This window comes from Collimonas antrihumi, from assembly GCF_018304965.1.
Lineage (GTDB): Bacteria > Pseudomonadota > Gammaproteobacteria > Burkholderiales > Burkholderiaceae_D > Collimonas > Collimonas antrihumi.
In genome coordinates this window covers 15,013-38,041 of sequence record NZ_JAGQED010000003.1, presented here as the reverse complement: position 1 = coordinate 38,041, position 23,029 = coordinate 15,013, and the positions used below count along the sequence as shown (strand labels likewise).

The following is a 23,029-nucleotide window of genomic DNA, read 5'->3' as shown; positions in this document are numbered from 1 at the left end:
CATGACCAAGCCACCCACCGAAACGTTGGTCGCTGCAGCAGAGATTGACAGCGGCGCAATCCCATCCACCTCATCCCTCGACCTCGCCGTCATCGGCAATTGCTCCCTCAACGCCTTGATAGATAAACTGGGACGCATGGTCTGGTGTTGTTTGCCTCGCTTTGATGGCGATCCTGTCTTTAACGCCTTGCTCGATCCTACTGAAAACGGCAGCCTGTGGAGTTTCGAGCTGGAGAATTTTTCAAATAGCGAGCAGTGGTATGAACCGAACACCGCCGTGCTGCATACCCGCCTGTTTGACACCTTGGGACAAGGCGTGGAAATCACCGACTTCGCCCCGCGCTTTCCCAGCCGTGGCCGCTTCTTCCGCCCCTTGACCGTGGTGCGCCGCCTGCAAGCACTGAGCGGCGCGCCGCGGCTGCGCGTTTTATTGCGCCCGCGTTTCGACTGGGGCCGCGAAATACCGGCAATCACGCGCGGCAGCAATCACTTGCGTTTTGTCGGATCGGAACAAACCCTGCGCCTGAATACCGATGCCCCCATCAGTTATCTGCTGGCGGAAACCGCATTCGTAGTCAGCCGGCCATACAATTTCATACTGGGGCCGGATGAGACCCTGCTCCATGGCATCGGCGACACCGCCAGAACCTTCGAGCAGGAAACCCTGACGTACTGGCGCGGCTGGAGCCGCGCACTGGCCACGCCTCTGGAGTGGCAATCCGCTGTGATTCGTGCCGCAATTACCCTGAAACTGTCCTTGTATGAAGATACCGGCGCAATCGTCGCCGCCATGACTACCAGCGTGCCGGAAGCGCCTGGCAGCGCGCGCAATTGGGACTATCGCTATTGCTGGCTGCGCGACGCATTTTTTGTAGTGCGCGCGCTCAACAGTTTGTCTGAGCTCGGCACCATGGAAGACTATCTGCGCTGGCTAGGCAATGTGGTCGTCAGAAGCGCCGGTGGTCACGTGCAGCCTTTGTACGGCATCGGACTGGAGCAGTCGTTACCGGAAATGACCCTCGATCACCTGCCGGGATATCGGCATCATGCGCCGGTACGCGTCGGCAATCAGGCTTATGAACATTTCCAGCATGATGTCTATGGCAATATCGTACTCGGCGCAGCGCAATCGTTTCACGATGAACGGCTGCTGCATCGTTCCGGCGTCGAACAATTCCTGCATCTGGAGGCATGCGGCGAACGCGCGTTTGCGCTCTATGACCAGCCGGATGCCGGCATGTGGGAGTTGCGCACGCGTTCGCGCATCCACACTTCATCGGCGTTGATGAGTTGGGCCGCCTGTGACCGCCTGGCTAAAATCGCAGCCAAACTGGAACTCAAGGAACGCGCCGCTTGTTGGCAGGAGCGTGCTGAAATCATAGGAAAACGCATCCTGGCCGAAGCCTGGAATGAAGAACGGCAGACTTATGCCGAAAGTTTCGGCGGCCGCGATCTCGACGCCAGTGTGCTGCTGATGGTAGAAGTGGGCCTGGTTGAGCCTACCGACAAGCGCTTCATCGCCACCGTCGACGCCCTGGAAAAATATCTATGCGACGGCCCCTACATGCGGCGCTACGAAGCACCCGACGATTTCGGCCGGCCGGAAACGGCATTCAACATCTGTACTTTCTGGCGCATCGATGCGTTGGCGCGCATCGGCCGCAAAGAACAGGCGCGCGAGATTTTCGAGAGCATGCTGGCCACCCGCAATCATGTAGGTCTGCTGTCGGAAGATACCCATCCCGTCACCGGTGAGATGTGGGGTAATTTCCCGCAGACCTATTCCATGGTCGGCATCATCAACTGCGCCATGCGCTTGTCGGCAGCGTGGGAGACTGCCATCTGAACGCCTTTATCCAGCATCGGCAGCACCGTCACCGGATTCGCATTACCTGCTTCAAGAACAAGAAAGGAAACTGCCTATGTCGCGCCTGGTAGTAGTATCCAACCGGCTTGCCGATCCACGCAAGCCGGCCGCAGGAGGTCTGGCGGTGGCGTTGGGCGAAACCCTGAAAAAAACCGGCGGTCTCTGGTTCGGCTGGAGTGGCGCTGTGATCAAGGAAGGCACACCCGGTGAAGGAGAACTGCGTGTGCATCAAGCCGGGCCGGTGACGCTGGCCGAAATCGATTTGTGCCAAGAGGATCACGACGCCTATTACCGCGGCTATGCCAATGGCGTGTTGTGGCCGATATTCCATTACCGGCTGGATCTGGCCCAGCTGGAGTCCGGCTATCTGGCCGGCTATCGCCGCGTCAACCATCTGTTTGCACGCAAGCTGATGCCACTGCTGAAGCCAGACGATATGATCTGGATTCACGACTACCACCTGATCCCGCTGGCGGCGGAACTGCGCGCCATGGGCTGCGATAACCGCATCGGCTTCTTCTTGCATATCCCGCTGCCGCCGCAACAAATCCTGGCGGCGATTCCATCGCATGAATGGCTGATGCGGGCGCTGTTTGCCTATGATTTGGTGGGTTTCCAAAGTGAAGCGGATTTGCTGAATTTTTCCAATTACGTGAAGGCCGAAGCCACCGCCGAAACCGTCGGCGTCGGCCAGTTCCGCGCCTTCAACAGCACCGTCCAGGCCGGTGCGTTTCCGATCGGAATCGACGTCGATGACTTTCTCCGGATGGGACGCGCGCGCGAAGCGCAGGAAACCTATGAGACCACATGCAGCGAATATTCGCGGCGGCGCTTGCTGATCGGCGTTGATCGCCTTGATTACTCGAAAGGACTGCCGCAACGGATCCGCGCATTCGGCGAACTGCTCAACGCTTATCCGGAAAACCGGCATAGCGCGACGTTGCTGCAGATAGCGGCGCCGAGTCGCGAAGATGTGGACGCTTATACCGACATCCAGCATGAACTGGAAAGCCTGTGTGGCGCAATCAACGGCGACTACGGCGATCTCGACTGGATGCCGATACGCTACATCCATCGCGCCGTTGCGCGCCGCCGCCTGCCCGGCCTGTATCGGGCTTGCGACGTGGCGCTGGTGACGCCGCTGCGCGATGGCATGAACCTGGTAGCCAAGGAATTCATCGCAGCCCAGGATGAAGCCGATCCCGGGGTACTGGTGCTGTCTCGATTCGCCGGCGCCGCAGAACAATTGAAAGAAGCGCTGCTGGTCAACCCCTATGATATTCCGGGCACCGCCCAGGCCATCCAGCGCGCCTTGCAGATGCCGCTGGCCGAACGCCAGACGCGGCATGCCGCGCTATTGGCCAATGTTCGCAAATACGATGTCCACTGGTGGTGCCGGAAGTTTTTGCAATCGCTGCAAAATGTGCGCTGAAGCGGGCGCAAATGTCACCCATGCAGCTGCAGCGATTATCTAATCGACATCAAATAATCAGGCTGCAATATTTATTTCGACAACTTTCTTGGCTAAACCGGAAGTTTTGGAGGATACTCATTGATGTCGAGGGCAAAAAATGCGACGACAGCACCGAAGCTTGTTTCCGCCCGGCCCGCGGCACTACGTTAGTAACGTACAGAAGCAATTTCTCGACGCTACCAGCCTAGGCTCGCAGCTAACACATTTGAAAGATTATTATGGCAACAGGTACTGTTAAGTGGTTCAACGATTCCAAAGGCTTCGGTTTCATTACACCGGACGATGGTGGTGAAGATTTGTTCGCGCACTTCTCCGCAATCCAGATGGATGGCTTCAAGACGCTCAAAGAAGGCCAAAAAGTGAAATTCGACGTTACAGACGGTCCAAAAGGCAAACAGGCATCCAACATTCAAAATCCTTGAAAATCGATTCCAGACCAAGGATTACGAATAGGAAACCTCGGAAGCTTTTCTGTAGCTGACGAATAAAAAGCCTGGCGGCGAGAAATTCGCCAGGACAAGGCTGGATGCCTCTCGCTGATTCCGCTCACATGCGGATCAAACAGATGGCTCCAGACATGGCATGCGGCAAGCAAGACTGAGAGCCGCGACACACTTCCATTGCCGCGACGTTTACCAGCAAGTTTTATCAGCAAGTTTTGCCAACAAATTTCTACTGCGCGGAATTTACGCGCCGCAGTGGTGCTCCTTCGGATATTCCCCTAAGTACTGCTTTCCTAAACACTACTTCCCTACGCACTGCTGTCTGGATCTTATTTTCTGGATTTGACGTATTGCATCTCGCAAGTTTGCGTTGCCTGGTCTTTAAGGAAGAGTTGATTCCCGCTCACGCATGATTCCATCCAGGTACGCTTGTCGTAAGTAAGCCCCAGAAATACTGCTAACGCGATGATGGCGCATCCTATGATTATGGCGATTGGCAATTTCATATGGCTCAGGTTATGTGGCGTTGAATATAAAAAAACAGCCGGCCTCGTTCACCAAGGTCGGCAGGTCTCAATATTACTGGAAATGGTGCGAGCCGGTCCCGGCTCTTGAAAAAAATCTAATCGTTAAAATCGGCAGCCAGCAACGTTACGCCGTTGCGGCGCCCGGTTGCCCTGAGCTTGTGGGCAAGCGCAATCTGGATCTCGATCTTGTGACCGCGATAGGTCGCAAGCCGGTCTTCCGGTTGCGGCCCCGCATAGAATTTATTATCCAGACATTCTTTTGTGACATTGCATTTTGTCAGCTTGTTATCAATGACAACTGGAATGATGACGCTGTCCGACTTTGGATCGTGAGCAATTGCGCCGAGAAAGGAAATCCGCATTTTCTTCTCTCCTGAAAATAGGTGGCAAAACCGCAACGCCCACCTCTGACGCCAATGTCATAAACATCGTCGTGCTCGCGATGGGGCTGAGAGAATAAGACAACGCCCCCATTTAGCAAGTTCAAATCCGGATACACAAATCTGACGCAGGCTATTTTCGATCCGGCACAGTCAGTTCATGCAACACGCCGCCCTCAAGTACGCTACCGCTAGTGGTACCTTCGCCATTTACCCGGCGCTGACACGCATCCTTGTCATCGGGAGGCAAGGCGTTGCACCTTAACGATGCATTTTGACTATCTGCCGTCGGATCGTCACGGAGGTGCCCTCTTCTGGCCTCTTGCAGAGCCGCTCCGGCCTCCTTCAGGCAAGTCGCGCGCGACTGGTTCGACTGTCCGCTGGTGCATACCGCTCGTTCCGCCTGATAGCGTGCATTCGCATCTTGTGGATTCGTGGCAGCCATGGCTACCCACGAGGCGCTTGATATGAACAGCACCAGCAGCAACAGCCGAGCCGAACTACGATTGAAACAGGCAGCTGTTGAGCTAAAAAGATTTCGGTCATTTGGCATGATGATCTCCAAACTAAAATTTGAATCTACCGAAAACAGCAGCTGCCGTATGTGCGCTACCGAGCTTTGTGCGTATTTCCCTTTCACTCAGGTAAATCCTTGCTATGAATCACCGCCTTTACGTCCACAGGGCGACGAGCGATTGCAGAAAACCAGAACCGGTCTTTGCAATAAGCCAGCCGAATGCACAGCAATTGAGAATGACGGTAGCCCAGAATACTGTTTGAAACTCTTCCTTCCGGGATTTGTGGCGTACAATTTTCTGAGCCAGTAAAGCACCTGGCCAGCCGCCAACCAGCTCCAGCATGTGCAACGTGCCCTCTTTGGTTCTCCACCGCTTGTTCTTTGCTGCATACTTATCGAAGACATACGCGAGAAAGGCAATCGCGCCTGCAGTCGCTGGACCGGGCACGCACCTGGCGCCTTGCGTCGAGCCGGTTGACAGGTCAGAACTTACACGAGTGAAACCACACTGCTGAGCAAAGTCTTCATCAGCGTGGCCTGACGCGTCGCGCCGGTTTTTGCGAAGATACCGCGCAGGTGGGCGCGCACGGTATTTTTCATGATGCCGAGCTCCTCTGCCGCCTCGTCAAGCGTCAAGCCGTCAGCCATGAGCATCGCCAGTTCGGTTTCGGTGCGCGTCAATCGGAACAGCTTGCGCACGGTTTCGCGCGAGGTATGCGAGGCACTGACCGGATCCCGGACGAACACGGCGACTGCAGGCCGACGTTTTCCTTCGTCCGCGCAATAGTTCAGCGGGATCGCGCGAATCAGCACGCTCAACGGCGCCTTGCCGGAAGACCGGGACAACGTCATCACTTCCACCGAAGCGCTGGCCCCGCCAAGGTGATTGGCCAGGGCGAGCCGGATTGCCTTTTGGAATTTGCGATTATCGATCGGACAATGCGCCTCGAGCACGCCCTTGTTGACCAGGACGCCGTCCTTTTCCGTAATCATGCCGTCTGCCGCGCCGTTACTCTTCAGCACATGGCCGCCCTCGTCCAGAATCACGGTGCCGATCAGCATCCGGTCCATCGTGCCCGCATAGAGCGACCGTTCAGACTCCACCACGTCCAGCTTCGAATGCAGGTCTACCGCTCTTTTGAGATGCGGCAGCAACACCGCAATGAAAGCCTTCTCGGCTGCCGAATAGTCGCTTGCGCCATGTCCCCGGCAGACGAAGAACGCGCACTCCACGCCATCGGCGGTACGGATGTTTGCCGCCAGGATGTAGCGCAAATCCAGCGGCTGCAGATACTGCCGGTAGAACTTGTGGGCACACCATCCGTCCACCCCGAAAATTTCATCCGCCGTGAATACCTGATCGTTCGGCAAGCCGATGAATGGGCATTGCGCATAATAATCGGTGCTATATGACGGCTCGCCCGGCAGCAATGCACCGAACACGGAGGCATTGACGATCAGCCCCGGGCGAGTGCTGGCTGGCGTACGCAGCACCAGCGTTGCAAAACTGGCTTGCAGTTGCTGCCGGATGAATTCAAGCGAGCTGGACCACGGGGTTGCCTCCATCGGCCCCTGATAGATCAGGCCAAGGAGCATGCTCAATTGCTCGGACGGCAGTGCGGCAATTTCAAAAAGGCGGGTTCCGCTGGCGCGGACCTCGGCGGTAGTCGTCAACATGTTCACTATCTCCTTGGAACATGACTGGGGAAATCAATTATTTCGGCTTTTTTGTCTTGGACAATAATAGTTGTTCTACCTGATCGCGAATCGTCCGTTTAGCGTAGATGGCAGCGATAAATAACGGACGACAAATATCATTTAGACAAAACTGCTTTGACCGGAGAATCGCACAGCGGCCGTTCCGACCTACCTTCAGCCCGCCACCAGAAGCCGCCCACCGACCGCCAGTAAAATCACCGCGAGCGCATTGCGCATATAACGATCGGCGATTCTGTTGCTCAATAACGCACCGGCAATGACACCGGGAAGCGAACCGAGCAGCAGTGAATTCAAGAGTGCGAAATCGACATTGCCGAGCGTGAGATGACCAAGGCCGGCAACCAGCGTAAGCGGTATCGCATGCGCGATGTCGGTGCCGACGATCTTGACCGGCGTCAGACGATAAGGGTAGAGAAAGGCCAGCATTACTGCGCCAAGCGCACCTGCTCCGACCGAGGTGAATGTGACAAGGAATCCCAGCAATGCCCCGGCGGCCACCGTCAGCATCGGTTGCGCCCCCTTGAAGCGTGCCGGCGCCACAGTGCGCAGCCGTTGCCCCAGCTGATGGAGCCTGGATTTGAATAGCATCGCCAGACTGCACAGGGCGAGCGTAGCGCCCAGCGCTTGCAGGATCAGGGTGTGCATGCTCTGGTCCAGATGGGAGTGCCTGATGAGTAGCAACGTCAGTCCCGCAGCGGGCAAACTCCCCGATGCGAGCCGGCGCAACACCAGCCAGTCGATCGTGCCGGCGGCGCCATGCACCCAGCCCCCTGCTCCCTTGGTGATCGAGGCAAACAGCAGGTCGGTTCCGATTGCCGTTTGCGGCGCGACGCCAAACAGCAAGATCAGCAAAGGCGTCATCAGCGCGCCACCGCCGACTCCGGTAAAGCCGACCAGCAAACCGACCAGAAAGCCTGCAAACGGGTTGAGCAGATTCATCTCGATACCTGCCTATGCCATGCCAAAGCACGCTTCAAACCGGCCGGCGAAGCGCTCAAGCTCATTTGCCGGCAGATGATTGATGCCACCTGCCAGCTTCCTGCCACCGCCCGTATCGAAGGCCCGGCAAAAATCAGCTGCGCCAACCGGGCTATGCGTTGGCACCCGAACGCTCACGGTAAAACCGCCACGGCTTTGCGGCGACAAGATGCCGAGTGCGCAGTCCGGCTGTGCCAGCATCAGCTCGTTGGCGAAGACGCCGATGGCACGCCGCGCCCACGCTTCGTCTGGCAGGCGCATCAGCATCGCTCCCGGCACTTGCCGCAGCGGCGCGAGTCTGCGGGCCTGGCACATGTCTTCTTCGTAACCGGCGGCGAGCCGCGCGTAGGCCTCCGAATGCGCGGCGAACATCAGCGGATCGGTAAAAGGCAGCATCGATTCGGCCAGATCGACGGGGTCGAAATGCAGATCGGCGACTGTCTCGCCATAAGCGTTGTAATTCAGACAGATGCCGAGTCTTTCAAGAGTCGCGGCCTGATGCAGATCGAGCCCCGCCGCGCGCGCCATCGCGTTTGCCACTTCAGGCAAGCTGTCGCCGAACGCTGCGACGATGGCCCAGTAGCGATGACGGCCGTCAAGATAGCGGTCGACCAGGATACTGGTGCAGACTTCAGCGGCCTCTTCGATGTATGGCGCAAAGCAAGGATGCCGCGGCAGTTCGCCGGCGTGATGATGATCGAAATAGCGCAACGATGCACCCGCCTGTATCAATCGCAATACATCGGCCCGATTTTGATCATGTGAGATATCGAGCACGGTGATCTCATCGCCCACCTCTGCATCGATGCGCTGCAGCAGCTTGATGTCGCGTTTGACCCCGGTCACCAGTGTCGCTTGTTGCAGCAGGTGCGGCTCGGCCAGCCGCAGTTGCTGCAACGCGCACAAGCCGTCTGCATCGCCGTTGAATGCGTAGTAATGGCTCATGCGAGCACCCCGGCGGCAATCAGATGGGCAACGATCAGTTCGGCCGCCTGCTCCGGCGACTGGACCGTGGTATCGACCCGGATCTCCGGATTCTCAGGCGGTTCGTAAGGCGAATCGATACCGGTAAAGTTCTTCAGCTCACCGCGACGCGCTTTCTTGTAGAGTCCCTTCGGATCTCTCTGCTCGGCCACGCTGATCGGGGTATCGATGAATACCTCGAAGAATTCATCCGCTGCCACCAACTCACGCGACATTCTGCGTTCAGAGCGGAATGGCGAGATGAATGACACCAGCACGATCTGGCCGGCATCCACCATCAGTCTTGCCACTTCTCCGACGCGCCGGATGTTCTCGACCCGGTCCGCTTCCGAGAATCCAAGATCCTTGTTCAGCCCGTGCCGCACGTTGTCGCCATCGAGCAGATAGGTATGCTTCTCCAGCGCGTGCAGTTTTTTCTCAACCAGGTTGGCAATCGTCGACTTGCCGGCGCCCGACAATCCCGTGAACCAGATCACGCAAGGTTTTTGTCGCTTGAGAGCTGCGTGCGCTTGCTTGTTGACGTCGATTGCCTGCCAATGGATATTCTGCGAACGGCGCAAAGCAAAATGCAAGAGTCCGGCGCCAACCGTATTGTTGGTCAGGCGGTCGATCATGATGAAGCCGCCGGTATCGCGATTTTCCTTATACGGATCAAACGCGATCGGCTGGTCGAAATTCAGATTGCAGACTCCGATTTCATTCAAGTCCAGTTTCTTCGCGGCGAGATGCTCGAGCGTATTGACGTTGACCTTGTATTTTGGCGCGGCGCCGGTGACCGTCACCGTCTTGGTGCCGATCTTCAACAAATAGGGACGCCCTGGCATCATCGGTTCATCGCTCATCCAGACGATGGTTGCCTCGAACTGGTCCGCCACCCCGGCCGGCGCTTCAGTGGTCACCAGAATGTCGCCGCGGCTGATATCAATCTCGTCTTGCAGCGTAATCGTGACCGATTGCCCCGACACCGCACACGCCAGATCGCCATCGCCTGTGACGATCCGTGCGACGTTGCTCTCTCGGCCGGATGGCAATACACGCAAGCGATCGCCAGGCTTGACGCTGCCGCCCACCACGATACCGGAATAGCCGCGAAAATCCAGGTTCGGACGATTGACCCACTGCACCGGCATGCGAAACGGCCCCGATTCATCGGCCGAATCCTCGACTTGTACATCCTCCAGATGCGCCATCAGCGTCGGGCCGGTGTACCACGGCGTATTGGCGCTTAATTCCGTGATGTTGTCGCCCTTGAGCGCCGACATCGGAATCGTCACTATATTCTTCAGGCCGATCTCGGCGGCAAACGCACGGTATTCCGCATCGATCCGCTCAAAGATCTCCTGTGAGTAATCCACCATGTCCAGTTTGTTGATCGCCACCACGATATGACGAATCCCGATCAGGGACGCCAGATAGCTATGGCGCCGGGTCTGGGTCAACACGCCTTTACGGCCATCGATCAGGATAATGGCGACGTCTGCGGTGGAAGCGCCGGTAAACATGTTGCGCGTATATTGCTCATGCCCCGGTGTGTCGGCCACGATGAACTTGCGCTTGTCGGTGGAGAAGAAGCGATACGCCACATCAATGGTGATGCCTTGTTCGCGTTCGGCCGCAAGTCCATCCACGAGCAAAGCGAAATCAAGGTCGCCGCCTTGGGTGCCGACCTTCTTCGAATCTATTTCCAGCTGGCTCAACTGATCTTCGAACAGCATCTTCGATTCATACAGCAGGCGCCCGATCAGCGTGCTCTTGCCGTCGTCAACGCTGCCGCAGGTGATAAAGCGCAGCAGGCTCTTGTTCTCGTGCGATGTCAGATATTGCCCGATGTCCTCGGCAATCATGTCGGATACGTGTGCCATCAGAAATACCCCTCTTGCTTCTTTTTCTCCATCGAACCGCTGGAATCGTGGTCAATCAGGCGGCCTTGCCGTTCGGATGTGCGGGCCAGCAGCATTTCCTGAATAATCGCTGTCAGGCTGTCGGCTTCACTTTCGATCGCGCCAGTCAACGGATAACAACCGAGCGTGCGAAAGCGCACCTTCCGCATTTCAGGAACCTCACCCTGCTTGAGCGGCATACGCTCGTCGTCGACCATGATGAGCGTGCCGTCGCGCTCCACCACCGGCCGCTCCTTCGCCAGATACAGCGGCACGATGGGCACATTGTTCAGATAGATGTACTGCCAGATGTCGAGCTCGGTCCAGTTTGAAATCGGAAATACCCGAATACTTTCACCTTTATTCTTGCGCGCGTTATACATGCGCCAGAGTTCGGGACGTTGTAATTTTGGATCCCAACGGTGTTGGGCGGAACGAATCGAGAAGATGCGTTCCTTGGCGCGCGACTTTTCTTCATCGCGCCGCGCGCCGCCGAATGCCGCATCAAAACCGTATTTGTCGAGCGCCTGCTTCAAGCCTTCGGTTTTCCAGATGTCGGTATGAACGGCAGAGCCATGGGTGAACGGATTGATATTCTTTTCAACCCCTTCAGGGTTGACGTGGACAATCAATTCAATCCCCAACTGCTGCGCCATCTTGTCGCGGAACGCAATCATTTCCTTGAATTTCCACGTCGTGTCGACATGCAATAACTTAAACGGTGGCTTAGCCGGGTAGAACGCCTTCATCGCAAGATGCAACATCACGGCACTGTCTTTGCCGATGGAATAAAGCATCACCGGGTTCTCACATTCCGCCACCACCTCTCGCATGATGTGAATGCTCTCCGCCTCAAGGCGCTGCAAGTGGGTCAACATCGATAGTCTCCTTTGAGTTCGCCGGACTTGATGATTGAAGTCTCGTGCGTTAAGCAAAGAATACTGATGGCGCCATATTGAATCTTCGTCTGACCAGACTAAAAAATTGGCGGATTGGCGTGCAACCGCAACGATGCCACGCCAGGCGGACTACCCATCCGCGGCAAGCATGCGTGTGAGCGCGGGATCGTTCGGTGTGCGGAGAATGCAACTCACGCCAGCGGGATCGTAGATCTTCGCAACGCACGCGTTGCAGCTGTTGCAGGCGGATTGCTTCACAGCGCCGGTGCGGAAATGTTCGGGCAGCGCCGGATCGTGGATCAGTGCCCGCGCCAGGGCTACGCAGTCGAAACCTTCGGCCATTAGCTGTTCGACACCGGCCAGCGATTTGACGCCGCCGACAAATGCGAGCGGCATTCGCACCGCCTGCCGGATCACGCGCGAATCCTCAAGGAAATACAGTTCGCGAAATGTCAGGTCGCGCGGTGTGCGTTTTTCCAGCATTGTCACGCCGAAGCGTGCCAGCGCATGTGGCGCGGCAACTTTCATTTGTGCGGTCGGCAATGGGCTGCCGAACAGCGCCCACGGGCTCTCGACGTTGCGGCCACCACTCAGCGTGAGCAGATCGGCGCCCTCGGCTTCGAGAATGCGCGCGGTCACCGCCGAGTCCTGTGCACGATTGCCGCCTGCCACGCCGTCGCTCACGCTCAGCTTGCAGGTAACTGCCAGATGCGCGCCGACGGCGTCTTTTACCTGGCGCAATACCTCTACGGGAAAGCGCGTACGTTGTTCGGTCGAACCGCCGAAACCATCGCGCCGGCGGTTGCTCAGCGGTGACAAGAATTGGTTGAGCAGATAGCCGTGACCCATATGAATTTCGACTGCATCGAAGCCGCACTCGCGCGCAAGGCGCGCGGCGTCGGCGAACTGAGCAGCGACGCCGGCCATATCGGCTTGGTTCATGGCGCGCTGGAAAAACACCCCGTACAGCATGCCAAACGCATTCAAGCCTGCCGATGCAGTGGGCGCGCTGCGGCGTCCGCCGTGGCGCATCATCGTGAACGAACCCGCGTGAGTGATCTGCAGGCAAGCAGCGGTGCCTTCGCGATGCACCGCATCGGTGAGTACCCGCAGATGCGGTACCACGTCCTCGTGCATGTGCATCTGATGCGGGAAAGTCAGGCCGTCGCGCGCCACGGCGGCGTAGGCAACGGTAGTCATGCCGATGCCGCCGGCAGCGAGGTCACGATGATGCTTGACGAGCGCGCGGGTAGGCAAGCCAGTGGGCGTCATGCCTTCATTGGCGCCGGCCTTGATAAAACGATTGCGTAGCGTGATCGGTCCAAGGCTGACTGTCGAGAATGGTGACACCGGTGTCGGGTTAGTATCGCGCATGGTGTTGCTCTTGTATAGCCGTAGTGTCCTGATACAGCGACTCCGCCCGCACCTTCAGACTACGCGCTACCGCGTCGAAGCCTTGCCGCACCCATTCCCCATGCTGCTCCATCACGGTAGGCGCGGTCGGTCCCAGGAACAGATCGGTCGTGAAATAAGTGCACGTCGCGGCGCCGGTCGCCTCGATATACTGGTCGCGCCGGGCCGCATCCGGTGAATGCTCGGAAGGCGACATCTCCCATGACAGCTGCCGCGGGCGGTCGAAAGTCGCCAGGTGTTCAATCACATGAACCAATTCCCCCGGCTGACCTGGATTCGGTAAAAACAGATTCACCGGCTCCCCCATTTTCAGAGTCGATTCCACCCGCACCGTGTAAGGATTCCACTGCGGGTAACTATCCAGGTCCACCAGCACATCCCATACCAGCGATGCAGGCGCATTGATCTGTACTTTAATTGACGTAACGAGGTATTTTGAATCGGACATGCAAGTCTCCTGGGAATGTGTCGATACTGGATTGAAAGCGTATCCACTCATATTGACAGTCCATAGATTCACAAACCTCGTCTGGTCGGACTAGCTATTCTTGACGCGCCGCAATATAGCTTTTGCAAAAAGCCCGGCAATCAAATTGTTAGTCCGACCGGACGAAGAGAAGCCTGCCCGCGATTGCTATGGTGCTGTGTCCAGGAGACATCCGCACGAATGTCCACTCTCATCAACACCTGGAAAAAGTATCTAAAACAAACCGTGAATGCACGGATGACAGGAGAATCGGCATGGCGAAAAATGACAACCGCAATAACAGAGACAGTGACGGTGACGGCGACAGCGACATCGCATCGCAACTTCTCTCCGGAGAAACGTGGGCAAGCTTCTGCGATTCGCTCAAACACAGCGGACAACAAATCCTGAGAGCCGAGGCGCCGCACGATGCATTTACCCATGCCGAAGGCTTCCGCTACCTGACCCGATTGTTACGCATCGGCTTGGAAATGCATGTCGAATTTGCCGATGCCGATTTCCCCGGCTTCCTGGTCCCGTCGCATGAAACTGCCAAGATCGGCGCCGACAATCCGGACAATATGTATCAATATGCGCGCCTGAACGGCCGCAACGAATACCGCGTACGGGGGCATCGAGGCAGCGTTTCCTACCTCAGTTTCGGCAGCCAGAAAGGCGGCTACGAGACCGATGGAAAAATGGAACAAACCGGCTTCATCGACGCCCAGCGCCTGCAGTTCGAAGCAGATGGCAGCTTCGAACTGATCCTCAGCCAGCAGCCGCACAGCGGCAACTGGCTGCCGCTGGAAGCCGCGAGCAACGCGCTGGTAGTGCGCCAGACCTTCCTCGACCGCCGCACGGAAAAGCCGGCGCAGCTGAAAATTGAACGGATCGGATCGGATGCGAAGCCGCAACCGCTCGACCCGGTGCAATTGCATGCGGGCCTGCAAAACGCTGCGCGCTTTGTCGAGAACACATCAAAACTGTTCGCAGACTGGGCTCAGGGCTATCGGGCGCACCCCAACCAGTTGCCTCCGGCGAACCAGGCAATATGCCAGGCGGTAGGCGGCGACCCCAATATTTTCTACTACCACTCGTACTGGGAACTGGCCGATGACGAAGCGCTCGTTATCGATGCCGCCTCTGTGCCGGCCTGTGATTTCTGGAATCTGCAAATCAATAATTATTGGATGGAATCCCTCGATTATCGCCACCACAACATTTGCATCAATAAACACTCGGCGCATTACAACAACGACGGCGGCATCACGCTGATTCTTTCCCAGCGTGATCCGGGACGGCCCAACTGGCTGGAAACCGCCGGCCACCGCAACGGTACCATGTGCTTGCGCTGGGTCGGCGCGGCGCAACCCGTCCATCCGACGACCCGCGTCGTCAAACTCGCATCTCTGTTGGAGGCAGCATGAGCACCGATACCGTAGCAGCCCCCCTGCTTGACGCCGAGCATTTGCTGACCCTTGCCACCGAGCGTGCGCGCGGATTGACCGATTTCGGCGACGGCAACTACCGCACAGCGCTGCAAGTAATGTGCAAAGCCTTGAATGAAGAAGCCGGTCTTTCGCTGCAAGGCCGAACCTTGTTACACGAGAGGTTGCTCGCGCAACTCGTCAATCGCCTGGTCATCGAAGATTACTGCAAACGTTATCCGGAGATTCAGCAACAACCCATCGGCGATCCGGTCGTTATCGTCGGTTTGCCGCGCACCGGCACCACCTTGCTGCAACGGGCGCTGGCGGTCGACCAGCGGTTTTATTCTGCGGCATGGTGGGAAACCCGTTACCCCGCGCCGCTACCCGGCCAGCCAGTGGAAAATCCGGAGCAGCGTATTGCATTGGCCTGCGGCGAAGTGGCGGCGATGATCGAATACATTCCGCAGATTCTGGCGATTCATCCGTTAGACGCGATGCAGGCGGACGAAGAATTCATGCTGATGGAACACGCGTTCATGTCGGCGATGGATTCCTACGCGAACGTGCCGAGCTATACCGCGTGGCTCGCACAGCAGGATCGGACGCCGGTTTATCAATACCTGAAAAAGACGCTGCAGTTCCTGCAATGGCAAAAACTGCAGCGCGGCGCCCCTGCTGCGCAGCGCTGGATACTCAAGACGCCGCAGCATTTACATACGCTGGAGCTGTTACTCAAGGTTTTCCCACAAGCGAAAGTGGTGCTGACGCATCGCGATCCTGCGCAAACCATCCCATCGCTAGCCAGCTTTGCGCATACTTTATGGAAAATGTACGCAGATCAGCCTGACGCCAAAGTGGTAGGCCATCAGTGGAGTTCGCAAATGCAGCATGCTGTCCATCATACGATGGCAGTGCGCGCCACGCTGCCGGCTGAAAATTTTCTCGACATACGCTTCGAAGACACCGTCTCGAAACCGTTGAGCGTGATCGAATCGGTATACCGTTTTGCCGGCATTGCATTTCCTGATGAAGTCCGTGCCGCCATTCAGACATGGCTGACGCAGAATCGCCGCGACCAGCGCGCAGCGCACGACTATACGCTGGCGCAGTTCGGCCTGGGGGAAGAACAACTCAAACAGGATTTCGCAGCGTACCGCGAGCGTCACATTCTGTCCGCAGCGGCTGCACCTGCTGCTGCACTTGTGGCGCGCTGAATTACATCACAGACAACATTACAGACAACATCACATCACTGGAGACATAAAAAATGTTATTACGAGACAAAGTGGTCATTATTTCCGGCATCGGTCCCGGCCTGGGCGTCAAGCTGGCCATCGAGGCGGCGCGCGAAGGCGCGCGAGCAGTCGTACTTGCAGCACGGACTGCAGCCAAACTGGACGAGGCCGAGCAGCGTATCCGCGCACTGAACGTCGATTGCGAGGTGTTGAAGATGGTGACAGATATCACCGTGCGCGACCAATGCAAGGAACTGGCAGCGCAGACGGTCCAGCGCTTTGGCCGGATCGACGCCCTGGTGAATAGCGCTTTTGTCCATGGCAACTTCCCCGAGGCGATCGAAAGCGCCGACCTGGATGCCTGGCGCGCCGTATTCGATACCAATGTGTTTGGCACCATGACATTGACGCAGGAAGTCGTGCCGCACATGAAAAAACAAGGCAGCGGCGCCATCGTCATGATCAATACCCAGGCTACGCGCAAGCCTTTTCCCGGCGAAGGCGGCTATGCGGCATCCAAGGGTGCGTTGTCGGTAGCCGTCAAGTATCTGGCCAGGGAACTCGGGCCGCACGGCATCCGCGCCAATAGCGTCTATATGGGCTGGATGTGGGGTGCGCCGGTCCAGGGCTACATGAAACAAACGGCGGCAGAGCTTAACCTGCCGGAAGCCCAGCTGGTCGCGCCGATTGCCGCCAATATCGCACTCGGACGCTTGCCGACCGACGATGACTGCGCCAAGGCGGCATTGTTTCTGGTATCCGACTACGCCAACGCAATCAGCGGCGCGGCGCTCGATGCTAATGGCGGCGATTTCATGGCGACCTGATCTGCTTCCCTGGGATTAAAGCTGTAAAGCCCGACCGGGAATTCAGGACCGCCGCCGAAGGCGGTCTTTGACACAATTAATTAACTGTCGATAAAGGAATTCAAGAAATGGAAAAAGTCGTCTATCTGTTATGGCGCGATGCCCAGACCAGCCAGGAAGAATTTAGCCACATGCTGCGCACCGACGTAGCCGACAAACTCATCGCTATCGGCGCACGCGGCTTGCAAGTGAATGTAGCAGACCAGGCCGTCGAATCTGCCGCCAAATTGCGTCAAGTGAACACCCGTCCTCCAATCGATGGCTTCCTGTCACTGTGGGTAGACAGCGCAATTGAAAAATTGCGTCAGCCGTTCGATGTAGTGATCGCGGATGCAGTGGCAAGGATGGCTGGTTATCTCGTCACCGAATCCCAGCCGATTCGCAACACGCGTTACCCATCGATCGCCGGCGAGCGTACGGCCGGCTTTGCGCAACTGGCGTTCCTGAAACGGCCGCCACGGCTTGCGCCCGATGCCTGGCTGGACATGTGGCACAACCACCATACGCAGGTAGCGATCGATACCCAAGACACCTTCTTGTATGTGCAAAACGTGGTGATACGTTCACTCACTCATGCTGCACCGGCCTATGATGCTATTGTCGAGGAATGTTTTCCGGCCGCAGCCATGACGGATCCGTATGCATTCTTTAATGCAGTCGGCAACGAAGACAAATTCCAGCGCAATGTAGGTGCGATGATGGAGAGTTGTGGACGTTTCATCGATTTCGACAAAATCGACGTGATACCAAGCAGTCAATACATCGTAAAATCGCCGGCAGCCTGACGACAGGATCACACACAAGTAAATGTGCGTGTCACCACGGTTTGCCGCAGTTGACCGGGGGCAAGAAAAAACCTGTTTCTTTCGAGACAGGCTTTTTAATAGCAGCGCCAGTGACGTGGCTATGAGAATCCTGAACGGGACAACCAGGCGAAGTCGTCAATTGAAGCTTAGCTGAACCTTCATCATCTTCGAGCGGTCGCCGGCAATCTCGAAAGCTTCCACCGATTGCTCGAATGGATAGGTGGCAGAGATCAGCGGCTTCACATCGACCAGGCCTTTATTCATTAATTCAACCGCTAGTGCGAATTCTTCATGGAAGCGGAAAGCACCACGCCACTCCAGCTCCTTGCCGACCAGCAGATTGGCAGGAAAATTGATATCGCCGCCGAGGCCGACCTGCACGATGATCGCGCCTGGTCGCAAGGCGTCAAGCGCGCCGCGCAAAGCCTGCTGGTTGCCGCTGACTTCGAACAACACGTCGAAACTGCCCTTGTCCTTGGTGAAGGCGGCCAGCGCATCCGGTTGTTGCCCGACATCGATGGCTTGATCGGCGCCGACCTTGAGTGCTGCTTCCAGAGGCATCCTGGCGACATCGGTCACGACAATCTGCAAAGCACCGGCGCGGCGTGCGGCAATCACCGTCAAAGCGCCAATCGGGCCGCAACCGGTGATCAACACGCGTTTGCCGAGCAGTGCGCCGGCGCGGCGTACCGCGTGCAGAGCTACCGATAGCGGCTCGGCCATCGCGGCTTCACCGTCGCTGACGTTATCTGTGACGACATGCGCCTGTGAGCGCTCGATCACAATCTCCTGGCGGAAGGCGCCCTGCACGTGCGGCGTACGCATCGCGCTACCGTAAAAGCGCATGTCGAGGCAATGGTTCTGCTTGCCTTCCTGGCAGTACTTGCACCGGCCGCAAGGCAGGCTGGGGCTGACCGAAATGCGCGTGCCCGGCGCAAGGTCATTGACCGCCGAACCCGTCTCGGCAATCACGCCAGATACCTCATGGCCCAGCACCATCGGTTCCTTGATGCGCACCGTGCCAAAACCGCCGTGGTGATAATAGTGCAGATCGGAGCCGCAAATCCCGCCAGCCTTGATCTTGACTTTCAACTGATCCGGCTGCAGTTCACCGGTTTCCAATTCCTGTACGCGTAAGTCGCGCGGTGCATGAATCACAATTCCTTGTTGCATGATATTGCTCTCCTTATAAAGTAGCCGTGACGCCGCCATCGACGTACAGGATATGACCGTTGACGAACTTCGATGCATCGCTGGACAAGAACACCGCTGCCCCGACCAGGTCTTCCACATCGCCCCAGCAGCGCGACGGCGTGCGTCCGACCAGCCATTCGGTAAATTTCTGGTCGGCGATCAGCGCCGCATTCATTTCAGTCTTGAAATAGCCCGGCCCAAGGCCGTTGACCTGCAAGCCGTATTTGCCCCAGTCGATCGCCATCCCTTTGGTAAACATTTTCACGGCGCCTTTGGTGGCGGTATAAGGGGCGATGTTCGGGCGTCCCAGCTCGCTTTGCACCGAACAGATATTCACGATCTTGCCGCGGCCGCGTGGAATCATGTGTTGCGCGACAGCCTTGGCGACGAAGAACACGCTGTTGAGATTGGTCTGGATAAGTTCGTGCCAGTCGGATTCCTTGAATTCTTCCAGCGGTGCGCGGCGCTGGATGCCGGCATTATTGAACAGGATATCGATGGCGCCGATTCCGCTTTCTATTTTTGCGACCGCAGCCTCTACCGAAGCCGACGATGTGACATCGAAGCAGGCTTCATGAATCGTGTAGCCCTCGCTGCGCAACTGCGCCGCCACGCGTGCCAGCTTGTCCGCATCGCGGCCATTGAGCACGATGGAGGCGCCGGCAGCAGCCAGGCCACGAGCTAGCGCGAAGCCGATGCCACCGCTGGAACCGGTGATCAGCGCGAGCCTGCCGGACAATGAGAAACTTTGCAAACCTGCTGGTAATGTTGCTGTCATTTTGTCTCCTTGATGGGTGCCGTGGTAGCCGTGGTAGCCGTGGTTAGCGGTCGCTAGCAGCGATGAGAGAGATGGCCGCCTTGATTACGATGGTTACGCCGGTGTGCATTGGCGTTGAAACTCCGCCAGCGCCTGGTACTCCTGCTGCAGCTTGCCGGGAATCGACATGAAAATCGGACGCAGGCGATCGTAGACGGCGACGTTGGCAGGAATCGGCACGTGGCGATTGGTCGATCCCACCATGTCGGAAATCACATCAAGCGACGGCGCCATGCCCAATGCATACAAGCCCAGTACCGCCGCACCGAGGCAGGACGATTCGACGCTTTCCGGCACCACCACTTCGCGGTTGAAAATATCGGCCATCATCTGGCGCCATAAGGCAGAACGGGCAAAACCGCCAGTCGCCATCATCCGCTTGGTCGGGCCGATCAAGTCTTCCAGCGCCGGCAAGATACCGTACAGATTGAAGATCACGCCTTCCAGTGCGGCGCGGATCATATGCTGCTTGCCGTGATGCAGCGCCAGTCCGAAGAACGAGCCGCGCAAATCGGCATTCCACAGCGGCGCGCGTTCGCCCGCCATGAATGGATGGAACAGCAAGCCGGCGGCGCCGGGCGGAACCAGTTCGGCGATACGGGTCAGCGCGTCATAGGGATCAACCTCGGCACTGCGGGCTGCAGATGCTTCGGCCGTGGCCAATTCATCGCGCACCCAGCGAAAGATATTGCCGCCATTGTTGACCGGCCCGCCGACCACCCAATGCCGCTCAGTCAGCGCATAACAGAAAGTACGGCCGGACGGATCGGTGAGCGGTTTGTCGATCACGGTGCGCATCGCACCCGAGGTGCCGATAGTGACAGCGACCTGCCCCGGATGAATGGCGTTGACGCCGAGGTTGGACAGCACGCCGTCGTTGGCGCCGATCACGAATGGCGTATCGGCAGGCAATCCCAACTGGGCGGCAAGAGCGACATCCAATCCATGGACATGGTGCGTGGTCGGAACCGGTTCGGACAACTGCCCGGCGCGGATTCCCAGTAGAGTCAGCGCATCTTTATCCCAGTTCAACTCTTGCAGGTTGAACAAGCCGGTGGCCGAAGCAATCGAATGATCAACCAGCCACTTGCCGAACAAGCAGAAAAAAACATACTCCTTGACGCCGACAAAACGCGCGGCGCGGGCAAATACGTCCGGCTGATCATGACGCAGCCACATCAGCTTGCACAATGGCGACATCGGATGGATCGGCGTGCCGGTGCGCCGGTAGATTTGAATGCCGTCGAATTCGTCACGAATGCGTTTGGACCACTCGCTGGCACGGTTGTCGGCCCAGGTGATGCTGTTGGTCAGCAAACGGTTGTCGCTGTCGAGTGCGATCACGCTATGCATTGCGGCGCTGAAAGACACCAGCGCGATGCGGTGATTTCCCGCCTGTGCCGGGTGGACTTCGCGGGCTGCCTTGACCGCCTCGGCAATCGAGGTCAGCACCGCCTGGTAAATCTGTTGCGGTTCCTGTTCCGCCATGCCAGGCGCCGAACACAATAATGGATACTCAACCGCGTGCTGGGCAACAACCCGCCCTTCCAGGGTGAATACGACCGTTTTGGTACTGGTGGTGCCGATATCGACGCCGAGCATGAAATTTGACATAGGATGATTCGTATACCGTCATCTCGCAGAAGCGTTTATCAGACGACCAGATTGAGTAACATGATAAAAATAATGGCGACTACCGAGATGATGGTTTCCATCACGGTCCATGTCTTGAAGGTTTCACCGACGCTCATGTTGAAGTATTCCTTGACCAGCCAGAAACCGGCATCGTTGACGTGCGACAGGATCAACGATCCCGCGCCGGTTGCCAACACCAGCAACTCACGGTTGGTGCCTGGAATCAAAGCCACCAGTGGCGCCACGATGCCTGCACCGGTAATCGTCGCCACCGTCGCCGACCCGGTTGCCACCCGGATCACGCCGGCCACGAACCATGCCAGCAGCAAAGGCGAAATTTGTGCATGCACCGCCAGTTCACCGATGGCAGTACCGACGCCACTATTGACCAGCATCTGCTTGAATCCGCCGCCGGCGCCGATGATCAGCACGATCGCCGCGGTTGGCGCCAGACTCTGATCGACAAACTTCAAGACTTGCTGGCGAGTGAAGCCGCGTGCCAGCCCGAAGGTGTACATCGACAACAGCAGCGCCGCCAGCAATGCCACGATAGGATTGCCGATAAAATCCATCAAGTCGCGCAGGCTGCTGCCGTCTGGCAGCGCAATATCGACGAAAGTCTTCAGCAGCATCAGGAAAACCGGCATCAGCACGGTAACCAGAGTGATGGCGAAACCAGGCAGATTTTTCGTTTCCGGTTCGCGCGCCAGCTGCGCCATCAGCGCGTCAGATGGCTTGACGTCTACATGCCTGGAGATGAAAGCACCGAACATAGGACCGGCGATGATTACTGTCGGCAAACCGACGATCAGGCCGTAAAGAATGGTCTTGCCGATATCCGCGCCGAAAATGCCGATAGCCAGCAGCGGCCCCGGATGCGGTGGCACCAGCCCATGCATCACCGACAGGCTGGCCAGCATCGGCATGCCGATCTTGAACAATGGCACGCCGGAACGCCGGGCCACGATAAACACCAGCGGGATCAGCAGCACGAAGCCGATTTCAAAGAATAGCGGAATGCCGACCAGGAAGGCACCGATCATCATCGCCCAGTGGACACGATCCTTGCCGAAGGCGCGTACCAGCGTTTGCGCGATCTGGTCTGCACCACCCGACTCCGCCATCATCTTGCCGAGCATGGTGCCCAGGCCAAGCACGATACCGACAAAACCCAGCACGCCGCCGAAACCGTCCTGGAAAGACTTGACGATCTTGGGCAAAGGCATGCCCGAGATCAGGCCGAGAAAACCCGAGGTGATGATCAGTGCGATGAAGGGATGGATGCGCAGACGCGTGATCATGATGATCAGCGCCAGGATTGCGAGAAATGCGTTCAACAGCAATGTTGCGTCGTTGCTTAAACCCAGCATGAGGATGTCTCCGAAGTTGATAGGCACGCGGGGCATGATCAGCATGTACAAAGCGGCTACAAGACCGACCACCACAGCCAACGTGTTCACTATCTTGCGTAGTGTTTTAAAAAATATTTTAAAAAAATA

Annotated in this window: 21 protein-coding genes; 7 read left to right on the top strand and 14 right to left on the bottom strand. The window is 57.4% G+C overall.

Annotation, left to right across the window (positions count from 1 at the left end):
- The first annotated feature begins 1 nt into the window (after nt 1).
- The 3 genes from KHU29_RS04135 (at nt 2) to KHU29_RS04125 (ending at nt 3,763) form a co-directional block, all read left to right on the top strand.
- Nucleotides 2–1,846 (top strand): glycoside hydrolase family 15 protein, encoded by a 1,845-nt coding sequence (locus KHU29_RS04135; protein ID WP_211451431.1) that lies wholly within the window; start codon nt 2–4, stop codon nt 1,844–1,846.
- A gap of 76 nt (nt 1,847–1,922) precedes the next feature.
- Entirely contained in the window at nt 1,923–3,299 is a 1,377-nt protein-coding gene (otsA, locus tag KHU29_RS04130) for an alpha,alpha-trehalose-phosphate synthase (UDP-forming) (protein ID WP_211451430.1), read from the top strand.
- Between the two features lie 260 nt (nt 3,300–3,559).
- On the top strand, nt 3,560–3,763 hold the full coding sequence (locus KHU29_RS04125) for a cold-shock protein (protein ID WP_092357437.1): 204 nt from the start codon (nt 3,560–3,562) through the stop codon (nt 3,761–3,763).
- A gap of 643 nt (nt 3,764–4,406) precedes the next feature.
- Here KHU29_RS04125 and KHU29_RS04120 read toward each other — a convergent pair.
- From KHU29_RS04120 to KHU29_RS04075, 10 genes are all read right to left on the bottom strand, one after another.
- On the bottom strand, nt 4,407–4,673 hold the full coding sequence (locus tag KHU29_RS04120; RefSeq protein ID WP_211451429.1) for a DUF1488 family protein: 267 nt from the start codon (nt 4,671–4,673) through the stop codon (nt 4,407–4,409).
- A gap of 151 nt (nt 4,674–4,824) precedes the next feature.
- A complete protein-coding gene (locus KHU29_RS04115) occupies nt 4,825–5,244 on the bottom strand; it encodes a hypothetical protein (protein ID WP_211451428.1) in 420 nt (139 codons plus the stop codon).
- Between the two features lie 118 nt (nt 5,245–5,362).
- Nucleotides 5,363–5,656: a DUF1294 domain-containing protein gene (locus KHU29_RS04110; protein WP_343216023.1), complete on the bottom strand. Its 294-nt coding sequence runs from the start codon at nt 5,654–5,656 to the stop codon at nt 5,363–5,365.
- Between the two features lie 41 nt (nt 5,657–5,697).
- Nucleotides 5,698–6,885: a helix-turn-helix transcriptional regulator gene (locus KHU29_RS04105; protein WP_211451427.1), complete on the bottom strand. Its 1,188-nt coding sequence runs from the start codon at nt 6,883–6,885 to the stop codon at nt 5,698–5,700.
- A 195-nt stretch (nt 6,886–7,080) separates the two neighbouring features.
- Nucleotides 7,081–7,866: a sulfite exporter TauE/SafE family protein gene (locus tag KHU29_RS04100; protein ID WP_211451426.1), complete on the bottom strand. Its 786-nt coding sequence runs from the start codon at nt 7,864–7,866 to the stop codon at nt 7,081–7,083.
- Nucleotides 7,867–7,878: 12 nt separating this feature from the next.
- On the bottom strand, nt 7,879–8,850 hold the full coding sequence (locus tag KHU29_RS04095) for an acetyltransferase (RefSeq protein WP_211451425.1): 972 nt from the start codon (nt 8,848–8,850) through the stop codon (nt 7,879–7,881).
- Nucleotides 8,847–10,751 carry a sulfate adenylyltransferase subunit CysN gene (gene cysN, locus KHU29_RS04090; RefSeq protein WP_211451424.1) on the bottom strand — a complete coding sequence of 635 codons (1,905 nt, stop codon included), beginning with the start codon at nt 10,749–10,751 and terminating at the stop codon, nt 8,847–8,849. Before cysN ends, KHU29_RS04095 begins: the two co-directional genes overlap by 4 nt.
- Complete coding sequence (gene cysD, locus KHU29_RS04085) at nt 10,751–11,647, bottom strand: sulfate adenylyltransferase subunit CysD (protein ID WP_211451423.1); 897 nt, start codon at nt 11,645–11,647, stop codon at nt 10,751–10,753. Before cysD ends, cysN begins: the two co-directional genes overlap by 1 nt.
- 150 nt (nt 11,648–11,797) lie before the next feature.
- Nucleotides 11,798–13,042 carry an NADH:flavin oxidoreductase gene (locus KHU29_RS04080; protein WP_211451422.1) on the bottom strand — a complete coding sequence of 415 codons (1,245 nt, stop codon included), beginning with the start codon at nt 13,040–13,042 and terminating at the stop codon, nt 11,798–11,800.
- Nucleotides 13,029–13,529 (bottom strand): SRPBCC domain-containing protein, encoded by a 501-nt coding sequence (locus KHU29_RS04075; protein WP_211451421.1) that lies wholly within the window; start codon nt 13,527–13,529, stop codon nt 13,029–13,031. Before KHU29_RS04075 ends, KHU29_RS04080 begins: the two co-directional genes overlap by 14 nt.
- A gap of 293 nt (nt 13,530–13,822) precedes the next feature.
- Between KHU29_RS04075 and KHU29_RS04070 the strand changes: the two genes are divergently transcribed.
- The 4 genes from KHU29_RS04070 (at nt 13,823) to KHU29_RS04055 (ending at nt 17,863) form a co-directional block, all read left to right on the top strand.
- Complete coding sequence (locus KHU29_RS04070; protein ID WP_211451420.1) at nt 13,823–14,974, top strand: DUF1214 domain-containing protein; 1,152 nt, start codon at nt 13,823–13,825, stop codon at nt 14,972–14,974.
- Nucleotides 14,971–16,191, top strand: coding sequence for a sulfotransferase family protein (locus KHU29_RS04065; RefSeq protein ID WP_211451419.1), 1,221 nt, complete (start codon nt 14,971–14,973; stop codon nt 16,189–16,191). The genes KHU29_RS04070 and KHU29_RS04065 overlap by 4 nt, the downstream gene beginning before the upstream one ends.
- Nucleotides 16,192–16,244: 53 nt before the next feature.
- Nucleotides 16,245–17,039: an SDR family oxidoreductase gene (locus tag KHU29_RS04060; RefSeq protein WP_211451418.1), complete on the top strand. Its 795-nt coding sequence runs from the start codon at nt 16,245–16,247 to the stop codon at nt 17,037–17,039.
- A 107-nt stretch (nt 17,040–17,146) separates the two neighbouring features.
- Nucleotides 17,147–17,863, top strand: coding sequence for an EthD domain-containing protein (locus KHU29_RS04055; RefSeq protein ID WP_211451417.1), 717 nt, complete (start codon nt 17,147–17,149; stop codon nt 17,861–17,863).
- Nucleotides 17,864–18,019: 156 nt separating this feature from the next.
- Here KHU29_RS04055 and KHU29_RS04050 read toward each other — a convergent pair whose 3' ends face one another.
- From KHU29_RS04050 to KHU29_RS04035, 4 genes are all read right to left on the bottom strand, one after another.
- Nucleotides 18,020–19,057 (bottom strand): L-idonate 5-dehydrogenase, encoded by a 1,038-nt coding sequence (locus KHU29_RS04050; protein WP_211451416.1) that lies wholly within the window; start codon nt 19,055–19,057, stop codon nt 18,020–18,022.
- A 13-nt stretch (nt 19,058–19,070) separates the two neighbouring features.
- On the bottom strand, nt 19,071–19,856 hold the full coding sequence (locus tag KHU29_RS04045) for an SDR family NAD(P)-dependent oxidoreductase (protein ID WP_211451415.1): 786 nt from the start codon (nt 19,854–19,856) through the stop codon (nt 19,071–19,073).
- Nucleotides 19,857–19,949: 93 nt separating this feature from the next.
- A complete protein-coding gene (gene gntK / locus KHU29_RS04040; RefSeq protein ID WP_211451414.1) occupies nt 19,950–21,509 on the bottom strand; it encodes a gluconokinase in 1,560 nt (519 codons plus the stop codon).
- A 38-nt stretch (nt 21,510–21,547) separates the two neighbouring features.
- Nucleotides 21,548–22,900, bottom strand: a complete 1,353-nt coding sequence (locus tag KHU29_RS04035; RefSeq protein WP_211451413.1) for a GntP family permease — start codon at nt 22,898–22,900, stop codon at nt 21,548–21,550.
- Between the last annotated feature and the right edge of the window lie 129 nt (nt 22,901–23,029).